This is a genomic window from Streptomyces nigra (assembly GCF_003074055.1).
Lineage (GTDB): Bacteria > Actinomycetota > Actinomycetes > Streptomycetales > Streptomycetaceae > Streptomyces > Streptomyces nigra.
The window spans coordinates 1,925,218-1,941,728 of record NZ_CP029043.1; the positions used below are offsets into that span (position 1 = coordinate 1,925,218).

General features: G+C 71.9%; 17 protein-coding genes, 1 pseudogene and 1 riboswitch. Of the genes and pseudogenes, 9 read left to right on the forward strand and 9 right to left on the reverse strand.

From position 1 onward, the window contains the following. Positions 1–82: 82 nt before the first annotated feature. The gene (locus DC008_RS08925) at positions 83–430 is read right to left on the reverse strand and encodes an avidin-fold protein (RefSeq protein WP_108706498.1); all 348 of its coding nucleotides are present in this window, start codon (positions 428–430) and stop codon (positions 83–85) included. Positions 431–482: 52 nt separating this feature from the next. Beyond that, a riboswitch (TPP riboswitch) is annotated at positions 483–594 on the forward strand. On the opposite strand from DC008_RS08925, the gene thiO reads away from it, so the two are divergent. From thiO to DC008_RS08955, 6 genes are all read left to right on the forward strand, one after another. Continuing rightward, positions 592–1,755, forward strand: a complete 1,164-nt coding sequence (gene thiO, locus DC008_RS08930; RefSeq protein WP_108706499.1) for a glycine oxidase ThiO — start codon at positions 592–594, stop codon at positions 1,753–1,755. It overlaps the preceding riboswitch by 3 nt. Next, positions 1,752–1,952: a sulfur carrier protein ThiS gene (thiS, locus tag DC008_RS08935; RefSeq protein WP_108706500.1), complete on the forward strand. Its 201-nt coding sequence runs from the start codon at positions 1,752–1,754 to the stop codon at positions 1,950–1,952. Before thiO ends, thiS begins: the two co-directional genes overlap by 4 nt. A gap of 3 nt (positions 1,953–1,955) precedes the next feature. After that, a complete protein-coding gene (locus tag DC008_RS08940) occupies positions 1,956–2,750 on the forward strand; it encodes a thiazole synthase (protein ID WP_108706501.1) in 795 nt (264 codons plus the stop codon). A gap of 118 nt (positions 2,751–2,868) precedes the next feature. Further along, entirely contained in the window at positions 2,869–4,800 is a 1,932-nt protein-coding gene (gene pknB / locus DC008_RS08945; RefSeq protein WP_164492276.1) for a Stk1 family PASTA domain-containing Ser/Thr kinase, read from the forward strand. A gap of 57 nt (positions 4,801–4,857) precedes the next feature. Continuing rightward, a complete protein-coding gene (locus DC008_RS08950) occupies positions 4,858–5,751 on the forward strand; it encodes a deoxyribonuclease IV (RefSeq protein ID WP_108706503.1) in 894 nt (297 codons plus the stop codon). Positions 5,752–5,826: 75 nt separating this feature from the next. Beyond that, on the forward strand, positions 5,827–6,318 hold the full coding sequence (locus tag DC008_RS08955) for a DUF4396 domain-containing protein (RefSeq protein WP_108706504.1): 492 nt from the start codon (positions 5,827–5,829) through the stop codon (positions 6,316–6,318). Positions 6,319–6,336: 18 nt separating this feature from the next. Here the strand turns inward: DC008_RS08955 and DC008_RS08960 are convergent, their stop codons facing one another. Beyond that, the gene (locus DC008_RS08960) at positions 6,337–6,969 is read right to left on the reverse strand and encodes a sulfite oxidase-like oxidoreductase (protein WP_108706505.1); all 633 of its coding nucleotides are present in this window, start codon (positions 6,967–6,969) and stop codon (positions 6,337–6,339) included. Positions 6,970–7,144: 175 nt separating this feature from the next. Here DC008_RS08960 and bfr point away from each other — a divergent pair, with 175 nt between their 5' ends. Next, positions 7,145–7,621: a bacterioferritin gene (bfr, locus tag DC008_RS08965; protein WP_055624546.1), complete on the forward strand. Its 477-nt coding sequence runs from the start codon at positions 7,145–7,147 to the stop codon at positions 7,619–7,621. Positions 7,622–7,639: 18 nt separating this feature from the next. Here bfr and DC008_RS08970 read toward each other — a convergent pair whose 3' ends face one another. Beyond that, positions 7,640–7,864, reverse strand: a complete 225-nt coding sequence (locus DC008_RS08970; protein WP_235074973.1) for a (2Fe-2S)-binding protein — start codon at positions 7,862–7,864, stop codon at positions 7,640–7,642. Between the two features lie 143 nt (positions 7,865–8,007). Next, entirely contained in the window at positions 8,008–9,360 is a 1,353-nt protein-coding gene (locus DC008_RS08975; RefSeq protein ID WP_108706507.1) for a class II 3-deoxy-7-phosphoheptulonate synthase, read from the reverse strand. A gap of 96 nt (positions 9,361–9,456) precedes the next feature. Here DC008_RS08975 and DC008_RS36430 point away from each other — a divergent pair, with 96 nt between their 5' ends. Further along, positions 9,457–9,513: a trp operon leader peptide gene (locus DC008_RS36430; RefSeq protein ID WP_079033853.1), complete on the forward strand. Its 57-nt coding sequence runs from the start codon at positions 9,457–9,459 to the stop codon at positions 9,511–9,513. Between the two features lie 92 nt (positions 9,514–9,605). After that, a pseudogene (locus DC008_RS08985) lies at positions 9,606–11,485 on the forward strand (anthranilate synthase family protein). Here DC008_RS08985 and DC008_RS08990 read toward each other — a convergent pair. From DC008_RS08990 to DC008_RS09010, 5 genes are all read right to left on the reverse strand, one after another. Beyond that, positions 11,437–12,432 (reverse strand): 2-hydroxyacid dehydrogenase, encoded by a 996-nt coding sequence (locus DC008_RS08990; RefSeq protein WP_108706508.1) that lies wholly within the window; start codon positions 12,430–12,432, stop codon positions 11,437–11,439. The pseudogene DC008_RS08985 and the gene DC008_RS08990 overlap by 49 nt on opposite strands. Before the next feature lie 157 nt (positions 12,433–12,589). Further along, positions 12,590–13,618, reverse strand: coding sequence for a 6-phosphofructokinase (locus DC008_RS08995; protein WP_108706509.1), 1,029 nt, complete (start codon positions 13,616–13,618; stop codon positions 12,590–12,592). Positions 13,619–13,757: 139 nt separating this feature from the next. After that, positions 13,758–14,450 carry a response regulator gene (locus tag DC008_RS09000; protein WP_108706510.1) on the reverse strand — a complete coding sequence of 231 codons (693 nt, stop codon included), beginning with the start codon at positions 14,448–14,450 and terminating at the stop codon, positions 13,758–13,760. Next, on the reverse strand, positions 14,447–15,682 hold the full coding sequence (gene macS / locus DC008_RS09005) for a MacS family sensor histidine kinase (protein WP_108706511.1): 1,236 nt from the start codon (positions 15,680–15,682) through the stop codon (positions 14,447–14,449). The genes DC008_RS09000 and macS overlap by 4 nt, the downstream gene beginning before the upstream one ends. Positions 15,683–15,725: 43 nt before the next feature. Then, positions 15,726–16,478, reverse strand: coding sequence for a lysophospholipid acyltransferase family protein (locus DC008_RS09010; RefSeq protein ID WP_208645830.1), 753 nt, complete (start codon positions 16,476–16,478; stop codon positions 15,726–15,728). Positions 16,479–16,511 lie beyond the last annotated feature (33 nt).

Below are 16,511 nucleotides of genomic sequence, written 5' to 3' on the forward strand. Positions count from 1 at the left end.
CGGCGCCCACCGGGGAACAGTCCTTGGATCGCTAGACCCCCGCCGGCCGGCAACGGTTGTACGTCCGCCACATGACGGGCCGTCAGTCGGATGCGAGGACCTGCTCCACCACGCTGGTGCCGCTGCCCCGCTGCGACTCCCACTCCCAGGTCTCCGTCAGCCGCACCCGCCCGTCCGGGAGTTCGCCCACCGTGGACAGGCAGTGCCCGGACGAGGTCGTGCCGTCCCGCTTCAGCTGCACGTACCGGAAGTCGAGGCGGTCGCCCTCCCGGGTGCCGACGAGGTGCCCGCGCACGACGTCGCCGCCGCTGTACTCGGCCCAGATCACGCCGTCCTGCTCGTGGTACGTGAACCGGGTGCGCGTCCCCACCTGCCCCGGCGCCTGGTCGGCGACGGGGGCGAGGACGAGACCTTCGAGCGAGCGGGCCATGCGGGGAGGCTCCCTTACCGATACCGGGGACTGCGGGCTAGGGTGGCCACCGTAGAGCACTCGCGGGAGCCCGGACGCACCGGGCTGAGAGGGAGGCTGGCGGCCTCCGACCGTACGAACCTGATCCGGGTCATGCCGGCGAAGGGAGGGGCTGGACGCCCATGTCGCGTACGCGTACCTCAGACGTCCTCGTCGTGGGGGGCGGGATCATCGGACTGGTCACGGCGTGGCGGGCCGCGCAACGCGGGTTCGCCACCGCCGTGGTGGACCCGGACCCGGGCGGCGGGGCCGCCCGGGTGGCGGCCGGGATGCTGGCCGCGGTCACCGAACTGCACTACGGCGAGCAGACCCTGCTGGGCCTGAGCCTCGACTCGGCCCGCCGCTATCCGGACTTCGCGGCCGAGCTCGGCGACCTCACCGGGCACGCCCTCGGCTACCGCAGGTGCGGCACGCTCGCCGTCGCCCTGGACGCGGACGACCGCGCGCACCTGCGCGAGCTGCACGCCCTGCAGAGCCGTTCGGGGCTGGACTCGGAGTGGCTGACGGGCCGGGAGTGCCGGCGCCTGGAGCCGATGCTGGCGCCCGGGGTGCGCGGCGGGCTGCGGGTGGACGGCGACCACCAGATCGACCCGCGGCGGCTCACCGGGGCGCTGCTGGCCGCGTGCGAGCGGGCCGGCGTCACCTTCCACCGGACCTGGGCCGAGCGCCTGGACGTCACCGCGGACCGGGCCACCGGGGTCACCACCACGGACGGCACCCGGCTGGCCGCGGACCGGGTGGTCCTCGCGGCGGGCAGCCTGAGCGGCCGGCTCGCGGGCGTCCCCGACGCCGTACGGCCGCCGGTGCGGCCCGTGAAGGGGCAGGTGCTGCGGCTGACCGTGCCGAAGGGCCTCGCGCCGTTCCTGAGCCGTACGGTGCGGGCGGTGGTGCGGGGCAGCCAGGTGTACCTGGTGCCGCGTGAGAACGGCGAGCTGGTCGTCGGCGCGACGAGCGAGGAGCTGGGCTGGGACACCACGGTGACCGCCGGCGGCGTGTACGAGCTGCTGCGGGACGCCCACGAGCTGGTGCCCGGCATCACCGAGCTGCCGCTGACCGAGACCCGGGCGGGCCTGCGCCCGGCCTCCCCCGACAACGCGCCGCTGCTCGGCCCGACCGCGCTGGACGGGCTGCTGCTCGCCACCGGACACGGCCGCAACGGCGTGCTGCTCGCCCCGGTCACCGGGGACGTCCTGGCGCACGTCCTGACCTCCGGTGAACTGCCGGACGTGGCCCGTGACTTCACCCCGCTGCGGTTCGCCGCCGTCCGCGAGGAGCAGCCCGCATGAACATCTCGCTCAACGGCGAGCGGCGCCGGGTCGACCCCGGTACGGCGCTCGACACCGCCGTACGGCTTCTCACGCAGGCCCCCTCCGGGGTGGCCGCCGCCCTCAACGAGACCGTCGTCCCGCGCGCGCAGTGGCCGTCGACGCCGCTGCGCGAGGGGGACCGCGTCGAGGTCCTGACCGCCGTGCAAGGAGGCTGAACCATGGCCGACGACCCCCTCGTCATCGGGGACCTGTCCCTCACCTCCCGGCTGATCATGGGCACGGGCGGGGCGCCCAGCCTGGACGTCCTGGAGCGGGCGCTGGTGGCGTCCGGGACGGAGCTGACGACCGTCGCGATGCGCCGGGTGGACCCCTCGGTGCACGGCTCCGTCCTGTCGGTGCTGGACCGGCTCGGCATCCGGGTGCTGCCGAACACCGCGGGATGCTTCACCGCGGGCGAGGCGGTGCTGACGGCCCGCCTCGCGCGCGAGGCGCTCGGCACGGACCTGGTGAAGCTGGAGGTCATCGCCGACGAGCGGACCCTGCTGCCGGACCCGGTCGAGCTGCTGGACGCGGCGGAGACGCTGGTGGACGACGGTTTCACGGTGCTGCCGTACACGAATGACGACCCGGTGCTGGCGCGGAAGCTGGAGGACGCCGGGTGCGCGGCGATCATGCCGCTGGGCTCGCCCATCGGCTCGGGGCTCGGTATCCGCAATCCGCACAACTTCCAGCTGATCGTGGAGCACGCGCGCGTGCCGGTGATCCTGGACGCGGGTGCCGGTACGGCCTCGGACGCGGCGCTCGCGATGGAGCTGGGCTGTGCGGGTGTGATGCTCGCCTCGGCGGTGACGCGGGCCCAGGAGCCGGTGCTGATGGCCGACGCGATGCGGCACGCGGTGGAGGCGGGCCGGCTGGCGCGCCGGGCGGGCCGCATCCCGAGGCGGCACTTCGCGGAGGCGTCCTCGCCGGTGGACGGCCTGGCGCGGCTGGACCCGGAACGGCCCGCGTTCTGAACGTACGTTCGGTCACGGCTCCCGAAGGCTGAGTCGTCCGTCACAGGACGGTCGCAGTCCCGCCCCGATCCCGGCGGGACCGGACGGGGTGTCGGTGTCGGCTCGTACACTCACCTGCGTGGATACGACCCTTCAGGACCCTCTGGTCGGGCAGGTGCTCGACGGCCGGTATCGCGTGGACGCGCGAATCGCGGTCGGCGGGATGGCCACGGTCTACCGGGCCCTGGACACCCGCCTCGACCGCGTGCTCGCGCTCAAGGTGATGCATCCGGCGCTGGCGGTGGACGGGGTGTTCGTCGAGCGGTTCATCCGGGAGGCGAAGTCCGTCGCCCGGCTGGCCCACCCGAACGTGGTGCAGGTCTTCGACCAGGGCACCGACGGGTCGTACGTCTATCTCGCGATGGAGTACATCGCGGGCTGCACCCTGCGCGACGTCCTGCGCGAGCGCGGGGCGCTCCAGCCGCGGGCCGCGCTCGACATCCTGGAGCCGGTGCTCGCCGCGCTCGGCGCCGCGCACCGCGCGGGGTTCGTGCACCGCGACATGAAGCCGGAGAACGTCCTGATAGGGGACGACGGCCGGGTCAAGGTCGCCGACTTCGGCCTGGTGCGCTCGGTGGACACCGTGACCAGCACCACCGGCGCCGTCCTCGGCACCGTCTCGTATCTCGCGCCCGAGCAGATAGAGCAGCCGGGCGCCGCCGACGCCCGTGTCGACGTGTACGCGTGCGGGGTCGTCCTCTACGAGATGCTGACCGGCGAGAAGCCGCACGACGGGGACTCCCCCGCCGTGGTGCTCTACAAGCATCTGCACGAAGACGTCCCGCCGCCCTCCGCCGTGGTGCCGGGCCTGGCCTACGAGCTGGACGAGCTGGTCGCCTCCGCCACCGCCCGCACCCCGGGCGTCCGCCCGTACGACGCCGTGGCCCTGCTCGCGCAGGCCCGCGTGGCGCGCCAGGCGCTCACCGACGAGCAGCTGGACGCGATGCCGCCGCAGGCGCTGTCCGACGGGCACGACAACGCGGACGACCGCACGAGCGTGATCCCGCGCGGGCTGACGGTGCCCCGGCCGCTGCCGGTCGACGGGGACGAGCCCGTCCACCGCACCAGCCGTCTGGAGATGCCCCCGGCCCCGCCGGCCGGGCCGCCCCGCGCGCGTGCCTCGCGCCGGCCGCGCGGCCCGATGGTCGTGGTGGCCGCCGTGCTGCTGGCCCTCGGCCTCGGCGCGGGGATCTGGTACATCAACTCCGGGCAGTTCACCGAGGTCCCCCCGCTGCTGTCGAAGAACGAGGCGCAGGCCAGGGACCGTCTGGAGCAGGACGGGCTGGACGTCGGCAAGGTGCGGCGGGCGTACAGCGACACCTTCGACCGCGGCACGGTCATGAGCACCGACCCGAAGCCGGGCGCCCGCATTAGGCAGAACGACTCGGTGGACCTGGTCGTCTCCCTCGGCCCGAAGACGGTGAAGGTGCCGGACCTCAGGGACCGCACACTGGCCCAGGCGCGGGCCGCGCTGAAGGAGCGCGGTCTGGAGCCGGGCATGGTGACACGGGAGTTCGACGACGAGATCGCGCGCGGCTCGGTCATCTCCACGTCCCCGGGTGAGGGCTCCACGGTCCGCTCGGGCTCGGCGGTCGCGCTGACCGTCAGCAAGGGCAGCCCGGTCGACCTCCCGGACGTCACCGGCGAGAGCCCCGAGGACGCGCGGGCCGAGCTGGAGGAGGCCGGCCTGAAGGTGCGGATCGCCCCCGGCCGGGTCAACTCGGAGTTCGACGCGGGTCTGGTCGCCCGGCAGTCGCCCGGCGAGGGCACCCGGGCGGCCGAGGGCGACACCGTCACGCTGACCCTCTCCAAGGGCCCCGAGATGATCGAGGTCCCGGACGTGGTCGGCGACAGCGTCGACGACGCCAAGGCCCAGCTGGAGGCCGCCGGCTTCGAGGTCGACGAGGACCGCGGGCTGCTCGGCCTGTTCGGGGACACGGTGAAGAAGCAGTCCCCCAAGGGCGGGGACAAGGCGCCGAAGGGGTCGACGGTCACCATCACCATCCGGTGAGGCGGGCGGGGGCGGCCGGGTGACCGGGCCGTTCCCGCCGCATGACACCCTGGACGGGTGAGAAGTCAGCAGTCCGGTTCCGCCCTCCCCGGGCCCTCCCGCAACCCCGTCGGCGGCCATGTCCCGGTGGCCGGCGGCCTCAGCTCCGTCGGCCTCGCCTACGCCCGCGATCTGAAGGCCGAGACGGTCCAGGTCTTCGTCGCCAACCCGCGGGGCTGGGCGACCCCGCCCGGCAATCCGCGCCAGGACGAGGAGTTCCGGGCGCTCTGCGCCGCCGAGTCCATACCGGCCTACGTACACGCGCCGTATCTGATCAACTTCGGCTCGCACACCGAGGCGACCGTCGAGCGGTCCGTGGAGTCGCTGCGGCACTCGCTGCGGCGCGGCCGGGAGATCGGGGCGCTCGGCGTGGTGGTGCACACGGGCAGCGCGACCGGCGGCCGGGACCGATCGGTGGCCCTGAAACAGGTCCGCGAGCATCTGCTGCCGCTGCTGGACGAGCTGACCCACGACGACGACCCGTTCCTGCTGCTGGAGTCCACCGCCGGGCAGGGCTCCTCGCTGTGCTCGCGGACCTGGGACTTCGGGCCGTACTTCGAGGCGCTGGACGCCCATCCGAAGCTGGGCGTCTGCCTGGACACCTGCCACATCTACGCGGCCGGCCACGACCTCACCGGCCCCTCCGGGATGCACCAGACCCTGGACCTGCTGGTGGACACGGTCGGCGAGGGCCGGCTGAAGCTGATCCACGCCAACGACTCCAAGGACGTCGTCGGCGCCCACAAGGACCGGCACGAGAACATCGGCGCGGGGCACATCGGCGAGGACCCGTTCCGCGCGCTGATGACGCACCCGGCCACCGCGGGCGTCCCCCTGATCATCGAGACCCCGGGCGGCAAGGAGGGTCATGCCGCGGATGTGGAGCGGCTGAAGAAACTTCGCGACCGCTGACCGAGACCGGAATACCCCCAGGGGGTATATGGTTCTGATGGAGCGAGAGACGGATATCGCGCGTCAGGGGGCGTCATGCAACACGAAGCACATGCGTCACACGTTCACCACCACCACGAGGGAATGACCGGGGGCACCGGCTGGGAGACCGCCGTCCGGGCCACCCTCCACTGCCTCACCGGGTGCGCCATCGGCGAGGTGCTCGGCATGGTGATCGGCACCGCGCTCGGCTGGAGCGCCGTGCCGACCCTGATCCTCGCGATCGCGCTCGCCTTCTTCTTCGGCTACGCGCTCACCCTGCGCGGCGTCCTCAAGGCGGGCCTCGGCCTGCGGGCCGCCGTGAAGGTGGCACTGGCCGCGGACACCCTGTCCATCGCGGTGATGGAGCTGGTCGACAACGGCGTGATCGTGCTGTGGCCGGGCGCCATGGACGCCGGGCTCGGCGACCCGCTGTTCTGGTGGGTGCTGGCGATCGCGCTGGCCGTCGCCTTCGTCGCCACCACCCCGGTCAACAAGTGGATGATCGGGCGCGGCCGGGGCCACGCGGTGGTGCACCAGTACCACTGAGGCCGACGCAACCGGGAGTCAGAGCTCGGGGCCGTCCCCGGGCTCTTCCTGGTAGGAGTAGCGCTGCTCGCGCCACGGGTCGCCGATGTTGTGGTAGCCGCGCTCCTCCCAGAAGCCCCGGCGGTCGGCGGTCATGTACTCCACGCCACGGACCCACTTGGGTCCTTTCCAGGCGTACAGATGGGGGACGACCAGGCGCAGCGGAAAGCCGTGCTCGGCGGTCAGCAGCTCGCCGTCGCGGTGGGTGGCGAAGATCGCGCGCTCATGGGCGAAGTCGTCCAGCCGCAGGTTGGAGCTGAAGCCGTACTCCGCCCACACCATGACATGGGTGACGGTGGACGCGGGCGGCGCGATGTCGAGGATCGTGCGGGCCGGGATGCCGCCCCACTCGGCGCCGAGCAAGCTGAACTTCGTGACGCAGTGCAGATCGGCGACGACGCTGGTGTACGGCAGGGCCGTGAACTCCTCGTGGGTCCAGCTGTGCTTCTCGCCGTCGGCGGTGGCGCCGAAGACCCGGAAGTCCCAGCGCTCGGGGCGGAACTTGGGCACCGGACCGTAGTGCGTGACCGGCCAGCCGCGCTGGATGCGCTGACCCGGCGGGAGCTCGGAATGTGCTGCTGCCCCACCTTCGCGCTCCACCGGCTGACCCATGCCTCCATCCTGACAGACCCGGGACGGTGCACCTGACCACACCCCCCACCACACCACCCAAAACCGACCAAGGATGCACTTACTTACTAAGTGAAGACTTACTGGACGATCTTCGCGCCCGGTGGAATCATGCGGCGCATCCTGCCAGTCCCCCGCGTGGAAGGAGCCCGTAGCGATGCAGGGCGACCCCGAGGTCCTCGAATTCCTCAACGAGCAGCTCACCGGTGAGCTCACCGCGATCAACCAGTACTGGCTGCACTACCGCATCCAGGACAACAAGGGCTGGACGAAGCTCGCGAAGTACACGCGGGAAGAGTCCATCGACGAGATGAAGCACGCGGACAAGCTCACCGAGCGCATCCTCATGCTCGACGGCCTGCCCAACTACCAGCGGCTCTTCCACGTCCGGGTCGGCCAGACGGTCACCGAGATGTTCCAGGCCGACCGGCAGGTGGAGGTGGAGGCGATCGACCGCCTCAAGCGCGGGATCGAGGTGATGCGCACCAAGGGCGACATCACGTCCGCGAACATCTTCGAGGAGATCCTGGCGGACGAGGAGCACCACATCGACTACCTGGACACCCAGCTGGAGCTCATCGAGAAGCTCGGCGAGGCGCTCTACATCGCCCAGCAGATCGAGCAGCCCAGCTAGATCCGGGGGCTGGGCGGACTAGGCGGCGTCCTCGAGGTCGGAGACGACCGGACGGCCCTGGTCGGCGAGCTCGGGGCGGGGGCAGGCGCCCCGGCCCAGCAATGCCTGGATACGGCGCACGCACGATCCGCAGTCGGTGCCGGCCTTGCAGGCCGAGGCGACCTGGCGGGGGGTGCAGGCGCCGTTCTCCGCGTGCTTCTTGACCTGCTGCTCGGTGATGCCGAAGCAACTGCAGACGTACACGCGGTTCACCTCCCGACGGGGTCGATGTGCCATCCCCTGTTCGGTGAGGCAAACCTAACCTTACCCGTCATGGCAGGAGCACAAAAGTGGGGTGGGGCATGGATCCTGTGTGATCCATGCCCCACCCCCCATGATCGGGAAGATCACTGGTCGCGGTACATCTCCGCGACGAGGAACGCCAGGTCCAGCGACTGGCTGCGGTTCAGCCGGGGGTCGCAGGCCGTCTCGTAGCGCTGGTGCAGATCGTCGACGAAGATCTCGTCGCCGCCGCCCACGCACTCGGTGACGTCGTCGCCGGTGAGCTCCACATGGATGCCGCCCGGGTGGGTGCCCAGCGACTTGTGGACCTCGAAGAAGCCCTTGACCTCGTCCAGCACGTCGTCGAAGCGGCGGGTCTTGTGCCCGGAGGCCGCCTCGAAGGTGTTGCCGTGCATCGGGTCGGTCACCCAGGCCACGGTGGCACCGGAGGCGGTGACCTTCTCGACCAGCTCGGGGAGCTTGTCCCGGATCTTGTCGGCGCCCATGCGGACGATGAAGGTCAGCCGGCCCGGCTCGCGCTCCGGGTCGAGGCGGTCGATGTACTGCAGCGCCTCCTCGGCCGTCGTCGTCGGGCCGAGCTTGATGCCGATGGGGTTGCGGATCCGCGAGGCGAACTCGATGTGCGCGCCGTCCAGCTGCCGGGTGCGCTCACCGATCCACACCATGTGCCCGGAGACGTCGTACAGGTGCCCGGTGCGGGAGTCGACCCTGGTCAGCGCGGACTCGTAGTCGAGCAGCAGGGCCTCGTGCGAGGCGTAGAACTCGACGGTCTTGAACTCCTCCGGGTCGGCCCCGCAGGCGTGCATGAAGTTCAGCGCCTGGTCGATCTCGCGGGCGAGCTGCTCGTAGCGCTGGCCGGAGGGGGACGACTTCACGAAGTCCTGGTTCCAGGCGTGCACCTGGCGCAGGTCGGCGTAGCCGCCAGTGGTGAAGGCGCGCACCAGGTTGAGCGTGGAGGCGGACGCGTTGTACATCCGCTTCAGGCGCTCGGGGTCCGGGACGCGGGCGTCCTCGGTGAAGTCGAAGCCGTTGACGGAGTCGCCGCGGTAGGTCGGCAGGGTGACGCCGTCCCGGGTCTCGGTCGGCTTCGAGCGCGGCTTCGAGTACTGGCCGGCGATCCGGCCGACCTTCACGACCGGCACCGAGGCGGCGTACGTCAGCACGGCGCCCATCTGGAGGAGGGTCTTGAGCTTGTTGCGGATGTGATCGGCGGACACGGCGTCGAACGCCTCGGCGCAGTCGCCGCCCTGGAGGAGGAACGCCTCTCCCTTGGCGACGGCCGCCAGCCGGGCGCGCAGCTGGTCGCACTCGCCCGCGAAGACGAGCGGCGGATACGACTCGAGGTCCGCGATCACTGCGCGCAGAGCCTCGGGGTCGGGGTACTCGGGCTGCTGCGCCGCGGGCAGGTTTCGCCAGGTGTTGCCAGCGCTCGGGCTGGTCTTAGCGTTCACGGTCACGACCTCAACATTACGGGGTCGTGTCGGGCGTCCCGCCCCATGCCCAGCAATTGAGACACGGGGTACACCAGTCGGACATGCGGTAGGGTGCGTGGCATGTTCGCGCACTCGATCCAGAACTGGTGGTGGACCGCTCATCCGGCGGCCCGCTGACTGCGCGTATCCAAGACTTCGCGAAGGCCGCCCGAGGGGCGGCCTTCGGTGTTTTCGGGGTCCGTTCCTCCCAGTGAGAGGGAACCGGACCCATGCACCTGCTCGACCTGCTCGACGATCCCCGCCCGTTCGCCCTGCTGCGCCGTCGCGCGCCGGGCCACGACGAGAACACCGTGGAGGTCCTGCTCGGCCGCGTCGGCACCCGGGAGCGGCTCGCCGACCTCCCCGACGAGGGCCTCGCCCTCGTGCCCTTCCGGCAGATCAGGGAGCGCGGCTTCGACGTCCGCGACGACGGCACCCCGCTGACGGTGCTGACGCCCGAGCAGTCGTACACCGTGCCGCTGGACGACGCGCTGGCGCAGCTCCCGGCGCACGAGGTGCGGGTCGAGGGCGGCGGCTTCGACGTCGGCGACGAGGAGTACGCGGAGATCGTCGGGCGGGTGCTGGACGAGGAGATCGGGCGCGGCGAGGGCGCCAACTTCGTGATCCGGCGGACGTACGAGGGCCGGATCGAGGGGTTCTCCCGGGCCGACGCGCTGGCGCTGTTCCGGCGGCTGCTGGAGGGCGAGCGGGGCGCGTACTGGACGTTCGTCGTGCACACCGGGGAGCGGACACTGGTCGGGGCCAGCCCGGAGGTGCACGTGCGGATGTCGGGCGGCACGGTCGTGATGAACCCGATCAGCGGGACCTACCGCTACCCCCCGAGGGCCCGACCCCGGAGCATCTGCTCGGCTTCCTCGCCGACGGCAAGGAGATCGAGGAGCTGTCGATGGTGGTCGACGAGGAACTGAAGATGATGTGCACCGTCGGCGACATGGGCGGGGTCGTGATCGGGCCCCGGCTGAAGGAGATGGCCCATCTCGCGCACACCGAGTACCAGTTGCGCGGGAAGTCCTCGCTGGACGCGCGGGAGGTGCTGCGGGAGACGATGTTCGCGGCGACCGTGACCGGCTCGCCGGTGCAGAACGCGTGCCGGGTCATCGAGCGGCACGAGTCCGGCGGGCGCGGCTACTACGCGGGCGCGCTGGCCCTGCTCGGACGGGACTCCGGCGGGGCGCAGACCCTGGACTCCCCCATCCTGATCCGCACCGCCGACATCGACGCCGACGGGCGGCTGCGGGTTCCGGTCGGCGCCACGCTGGTGCGCGGCTCGGACCCGGCCGGCGAGGTGGCCGAGACCCACGCGAAGGCGGCCGGGGTGCTGGCGGCCCTGGGCGTACGGCCGTCGCGGCCCGCGGCGGAGCACGCGCGCGTGCGGCTCGCCGACGACCCGCGCGTACGGGCCGCGCTGGACGGGCGCCGGGCGTCGCTGGCCCCGTTCTGGCTGCGGATGCAGGAGCGGGGCGACGAGCTGACCGGTGACGCCCTGGTCGTGGACGGCGAGGACACCTTCACCGCGATGCTCGCGCATGTGCTGCGCGCGGGCGGCCTCGGGGTGAGCGTCCGGCGCTACGACGAGCCCGGGCTGCGGGAGGCGGTGCTCGCCCACGAGGGCCCGGTGGTGCTCGGCCCCGGCCCCGGCGACCCCTCCGACCTGGCCGACCCGAAGATGCGGCTGCTGCGGGACCTGACCGCCGAGGTGCTCCGGCACCACCGGCACGGTGTGCTCGGGGTCTGCCTCGGCCATGAGCTGATCGCGGCCGAGCTGGGCCTGGACATCGTGCGCAAGGACGTGCCGTACCAGGGCGCGCAGACCACGATCGACCTGTTCGGACGGCCGGAGACGGTCGGCTTCTACAACAGCTTCGTGGCGCGCTGCGACGACGAGGCGCTCCAGGAGCTGGCCGCGCACGGCGTCGAGGTCGGCCGGGCGGACAACGGCGAGGTGCACGCGCTGCGCGGGCCCGGCTTCGCCGGGGTGCAGTTCCACCCCGAGTCGGTGCTGACGCTGAACGGCGCCGCCGTCGTCCGGGAGCTGGTGGCTCAGCTGCGGGGCACGAGCACGTTCTCCGAGCGGCGGCCGGCCGTGTAGTCGAGGACGTTGCGCACGGTGGTGTCGACGATCTGGCCGACGGCGTCCCGGGTGTAGTACGCCTGGTGCGAGGTGACCAGGACGTTGGGGAAGGTGACCAGGCGGGCCAGGGTGTCGTCCTCGATGGCCTGGAGCGACTTGTCGAGGAAGAACAGGCCGGCCTCGGCCTCGTAGACGTCGAGGCCGACCCCGGTGAAGCGGCCCTCGCGCAGTTCGGCGACGAGGGCCGCGGTGTCGATGAGTCCGCCCCGGCTGGAGTTCACGAGGATCGCGTCGTCCTTCATCGTCTTCAGGGCGGCCGCGTCGATCAGCCTGCTGGTCTCGGGCATCAGCGGGATGTGCAGGCTGATCAGGTCGGACTCGGCCAGGAGCCGCTCCTTGGGGACGTACTTCATGCCGAGCTGCATACAGGCGGGGTTCTCGGCGACGTCCCAGCCCAGCAGCTTCATGCCGAACCCGTGGGCGATGCGGGAGAAGGCCTCGCCGATCTTCCCGGTGCCGAGGACGCCCCCGGTCCGGCCGTGCAGATCACGGCCCATCAGCCCGTCGAGGCGGAAGTCGAAGTCACGCGTGCGCGTGGAGGCGCGCACGATCCGGCGGTTCACCGCCATGGCGAGGGTCCAGGCGAACTCGGCCACCGAGTAGGGCGAGTAGTACGAGACGCGGGCGACGGTCAGGCCGAGGTCCGCGGCGACGTCGAGGTCGATGTTGTTGAAGCCGGTGGAGCGCTGGGCGACCATCCGGGTGCCGCCGGCCGCGAGGGCCCGCAGCACGGAGGCGCCCAGGTCGCAGTTGACGCTGGTGCAGACGATCTCGTGGCCGACCGCGATGGGGGCGGTGTCGTCGTTGAGGAAGACGTCCAGGCTGCGGACCTCGTGGTGGTCCCTGAAGGCCTGCTCGATCAGGGGTTTCTCGTCGGCCTGCACGCCGAACGCCACGATCTCCAAGGCCGCTCCCGGCTCCGTAGGGGCTGTGGGCCGCAATATACGGCCCACAACCCGTCACCGCCGGGCGGCCCCGGACCCGGCGGCGGTCAGCGATCGCCGGTCCAGCCGTCAGCCGTCAGCCGTCAGCCGTCAGCCGTCAGCCGTCAGCCGTCAGCCGTCAGCCGAAGAAGACGCCGACCTCGTCGTAGAGCTTCGGGTCGACCGTCTTCAGCTTCGCGGTCGCCTCGGCGATCGGGACGCGCACGATGTCCGTGCCGCGCAGGGCGACCATCGTGCCGAAGTCGCCGTCGCGGACCGCCTCGATGGCGTGCAGCCCGAAGCGGGTGGCGAGCCAGCGGTCGAAGGCGCTCGGGGTGCCGCCGCGCTGGATGTGCCCGAGGACGGTGGTGCGGGCCTCCTTGCCGGTGCGCTTCTCGATCTCCTTGGCCAGCCACTCGGCGACGCCGGAGAGCCGGACGTGCCCGAAGGAGTCGAGCGACTCGTCCTTGAGCACCATGTCGCCGTCCTGGGGCATGGCGCCCTCGGCGACCACCACGATCGGGGCGTACGACGCCTTGAAGCGCGAGGTGATCCAGGCGCAGACCTTGTCGACGTCGAAGCGCTGCTCGGGGATGAGGATGACGTTGGCGCCGCCCGCCAGCCCGGAGTGCAGGGCGATCCAGCCGGCGTGACGGCCCATCACCTCGCAGACCAGGACGCGCATATGCGACTCGGCGGTGGTGTGCAGCCGGTCGATGGCCTCCGTCGCGATGCCGACGGCGGTGTCGAAGCCGAAGGTGTAGTCGGTGGCGGACAGGTCGTTGTCGATGGTCTTCGGCACGCCCACGCAGGGCACGCCGTACTCGTCGGACAGCCGGGCGGCGACCCCGAGGGTGTCCTCGCCGCCGATGGCGATGAGCGCCTCGACCTCCTGCTTGGCGAGGTTGTCCTTGATGCGCCGGATGCCGTCCTGTTCCTTCAGGGGGTTGGTGCGCGAGGAGCCGAGGATGGTGCCGCCGCGGGGCAGGATGCCGCGCACGGCGGGGATGTCGAGACGGATGGCGTCGTTCTCGAGCGGACCCCGCCAGCCGTCCCGGAAGCCGACGAAGTCGTAGCCGTACTCCTGGACGCCCTTGCGGACGACGGCCCGGATGACGGCGTTGAGACCGGGGCAGTCGCCGCCTCCGGTCAGTACTCCGACCCGCATGGAAATGTCCCTTCGCCGCGGTTGCCTGGTGAGGCCACGCTAATGGTGAGCCAGGTCACACAGCGATGGGTCGGACCGGCAATTCCGGTGAACGGCCGGGGATTTGGCTTGACGGATCGTCAATCCGGCGACGCCCGGTTCACTCGTCGTCGAGGCCCCGCTCGATCGCGTACCGCACCAGTTCCACCCGGTTGTGCAGCTGGAGCTTGCCGAGGGTGTTCTGGACGTGGTTCTGCACCGTGCGGTGCGAGATGACCAGGCGCTCGGCGATCTGCTTGTAGCTCAGGCCCTTCGCGACCAGCCGCAGCACCTCGGTCTCGCGGTCGGTGAGCTGCGGGGCGCCGGACCGGCCGGCCTCCTGCGCGGGCGGCGCCGGCTCCGAGGCCAGCCTGCGGTACTCGCCGAGGACCAGCCCGGCCAGGCCCGGCGTGAACACCGGGTCGCCGACGGCGGTACGGCGCACCGCGTCCAGCAGCTCCTCGGTCGACGCCGACTTCAGCAGATAGCCGGTCGCGCCGGACTTCACGGCCTCCAGGACGTCGGCGTGCTCGCCGCTCGCGGACAGCACCAGCACGCGCAGCGCGGGGTTGTGCGCGACGAGCTCCTTGCAGACCTGGACGCCGGGCTTCAAGGGCAGATTGAGGTCGAGCACCAGGACGTCGGGGGCGGCGGCCTTGGCGCGGCGCACCGCCTGCTCGCCGTCGCCCGCGGTGGCGACGACCTCGAAGCCCGACGCCCCGAGATCGCGGGCGACCGCGTCGCGCCACATCGGGTGGTCGTCGACCACCATCACCCTGATCGGCTCCCGCCGCGCGGCCGTACCGTCCGTCATCGCTGTCCCGCCTTCCCCCGTGAGGCACTGCCGGCCTTCGGTACCTTCAGTTCCACCTCGGTGCCCTGCCCCGGGACCGAGATCACCTCGGCGGTGCCGCCGAGGTCGCGCAGCCGTCCCCGGATCGACAGGGCGACGCCGAGCCGGCCCTCCCCCTCGGCCTCGGCGAGCCGGCCCTCGGGGATGCCGGGGCCGTCGTCCCGGACGGTGACGACCACCTCGCCGGGCTCGTCCTCGACGAGGATCCACGCGCGCGCACCCTCACCGGCGTGCGTGCGCACATTGTCCAGGGCGGCCGCGACGGCCGCCGTCAGCTCCCGCGCGGCGTCCGGGGCCAGCCGCACCGGCGCCCCGGGCTCCGCGAGGCTGACCCGCGCTCCGGCGTACGGGGCGAGCAGCGCCCGCAGATCCACCGGCTGGCCGTCGCCGTCCTCGTCCGGCACCTCCACGGCCCGTACGAGAGCGCCGTCGGCGGCGTCCTCCGACACCCGGGACACGGGGACGAGGCCGCCGGAGACCAGGGTGCGCAGCGCCACCTCCTGCTCGCCCGCCATCCGACCGAGCTCGGCCGCCTCGCCGCCGATGACCGCGCCGCGCCGCTGCACCATCGCCAGCACCTGGAGCACGCTGTCGTGGATGTCCCGGGCCAGCCGCTCCCGTTCACGGGTGGCCGCCTCGATCTCCAGGGCGCGGGCGAGGGTGCGCTCGGAGGCCCGGGCGACCTCGACGACGTAGCCGATGGCGATGGAGGCGATCCAGACGAGCAGCACCATGTGGATGGTGTCGCGGGTGGGCACCCCGGAGCGCTCGGCCAGGTTGGCGACGGCGACCAGGGTGGAGGCGAACGCCGCCCAGCGCCAGCCGCCCTTGATGGCGAAGGCCAGCACGGCGCCCGCGGTCCAGATCGACGGCAGGGTGGGCGCCCCGGCGTCGATCCGCTCGGGCGTCTCCGCGATCCGGGTGAGCAGGATGCCGACGACGGCGACGGACAGGTCCACGGCGAGGAAGGGCCGGGTGCAGCTCGCGGCGTTGGCGACCCTGGGCAGGGTGGCCAGCGTCCAGACGACCAGGACGGCGAAGTAGCCGAGGGCCACCCAGGGCCGGGCCACCTGGTCGTGCGCGCTGACGAACAGGCCGATCGCGTAGACCATGGTCAGTACGCGGTACCCGGCGAGCGCACGCCACAGCGGCTGCTCCACCGACATCCTCATGACCCGCTCGCGCCTGGCCACGCCCCCACCCCCTGTGTGCCGGACGGGCCCGGCCCCGGACGCCCTACCGGGCCCCGGGACGCTCCTCGTCCGGCTTCCTCGTCCTCTTCGCCTGTTCCTTCTCGGCCTTGGCGGCCTCCGCGATCTGCCGCTTGGCGGCGGTCGCGTACATGTCGACGTACTCCTGGCCGGAGAGCTTCATGATCTCGTACATGACCTCGTCGGTCAGCGCCCGCAGCACGAAACGGTCGTGCTCCATGCCCTGGTAGCGGCCGAAGTCCATGGGCTTGCCGATCCGGATGCCCGGCCGCATCAGCTTGGGCATGACCTGCCCGGGAGGCTGGATCTTCTCGGTGTCGATCATGGCGACGGGGATGACCGGCGCCCCGGTGGCGAGCGCCACGCGCGCGAGGCCGCCCGGCTTGCCCCGGTAGAGCCGTCCGTCGGGCGAGCGGGTGCCCTCCGGGTAGATCCCGAACAGCTCGCCCCGCTCCAGCACCTCTATGCCGCTCTTGATGGCGGCCTCGCCCGCGCCGCGCGCGCCGGAGCGGTCCACCGGCAGCTGGCCGACGCCCTTGAAGAACGCCGCCGTCAGCCGGCCCTTGACCCCGGGGGTCGTGAAGTACTCGGCCTTCGCGATGAAGGTCACCTTGCGGTCCAGGACCGCGGGCAGGAAGAACGAGTCGGAGAACGACAGGTGGTTGCTGGCCAGGATCGCGGCACCCTCGGCGGGAACGTTCTCCAGGCCCTCCACCCAGGGCCGGAAGGCGACCTTCAACGGTCCCCCGATGGCCACCTTCATCGCGCCGTACAACAACCCTGTGCCTCCTGTGTGTGTGGAGGAGACCTT

Excerpts from the sequence above, each read along its gene's own strand:
- bfr (WP_055624546.1), top strand. The coding sequence starts at position 7,145 with ATGCAGGGCGACCCCGAGGTCCTCGAATTCCTCAACGAGCAGCTCACC.
- thiS (WP_108706500.1), top strand. The coding sequence starts at position 1,752 with ATGAACATCTCGCTCAACGGCGAGCGGCGCCGGGTCGACCCCGGTACG.
- DC008_RS08925 (WP_108706498.1), bottom strand. The coding sequence starts at position 430 with ATGGCCCGCTCGCTCGAAGGTCTCGTCCTCGCCCCCGTCGCCGACCAG.
- DC008_RS08995 (WP_108706509.1), bottom strand. The coding sequence starts at position 13,618 with ATGCGGGTCGGAGTACTGACCGGAGGCGGCGACTGCCCCGGTCTCAAC.
- thiO (WP_108706499.1), top strand. The coding sequence starts at position 592 with ATGTCGCGTACGCGTACCTCAGACGTCCTCGTCGTGGGGGGCGGGATC.
- DC008_RS08955 (WP_108706504.1), top strand. The coding sequence starts at position 5,827 with ATGCAACACGAAGCACATGCGTCACACGTTCACCACCACCACGAGGGA.
- DC008_RS08940 (WP_108706501.1), top strand. The coding sequence starts at position 1,956 with ATGGCCGACGACCCCCTCGTCATCGGGGACCTGTCCCTCACCTCCCGG.
- DC008_RS08960 (WP_108706505.1), bottom strand. The coding sequence starts at position 6,969 with ATGGGTCAGCCGGTGGAGCGCGAAGGTGGGGCAGCAGCACATTCCGAG.
- DC008_RS09000 (WP_108706510.1), bottom strand. The coding sequence starts at position 14,450 with ATGACGGACGGTACGGCCGCGCGGCGGGAGCCGATCAGGGTGATGGTG.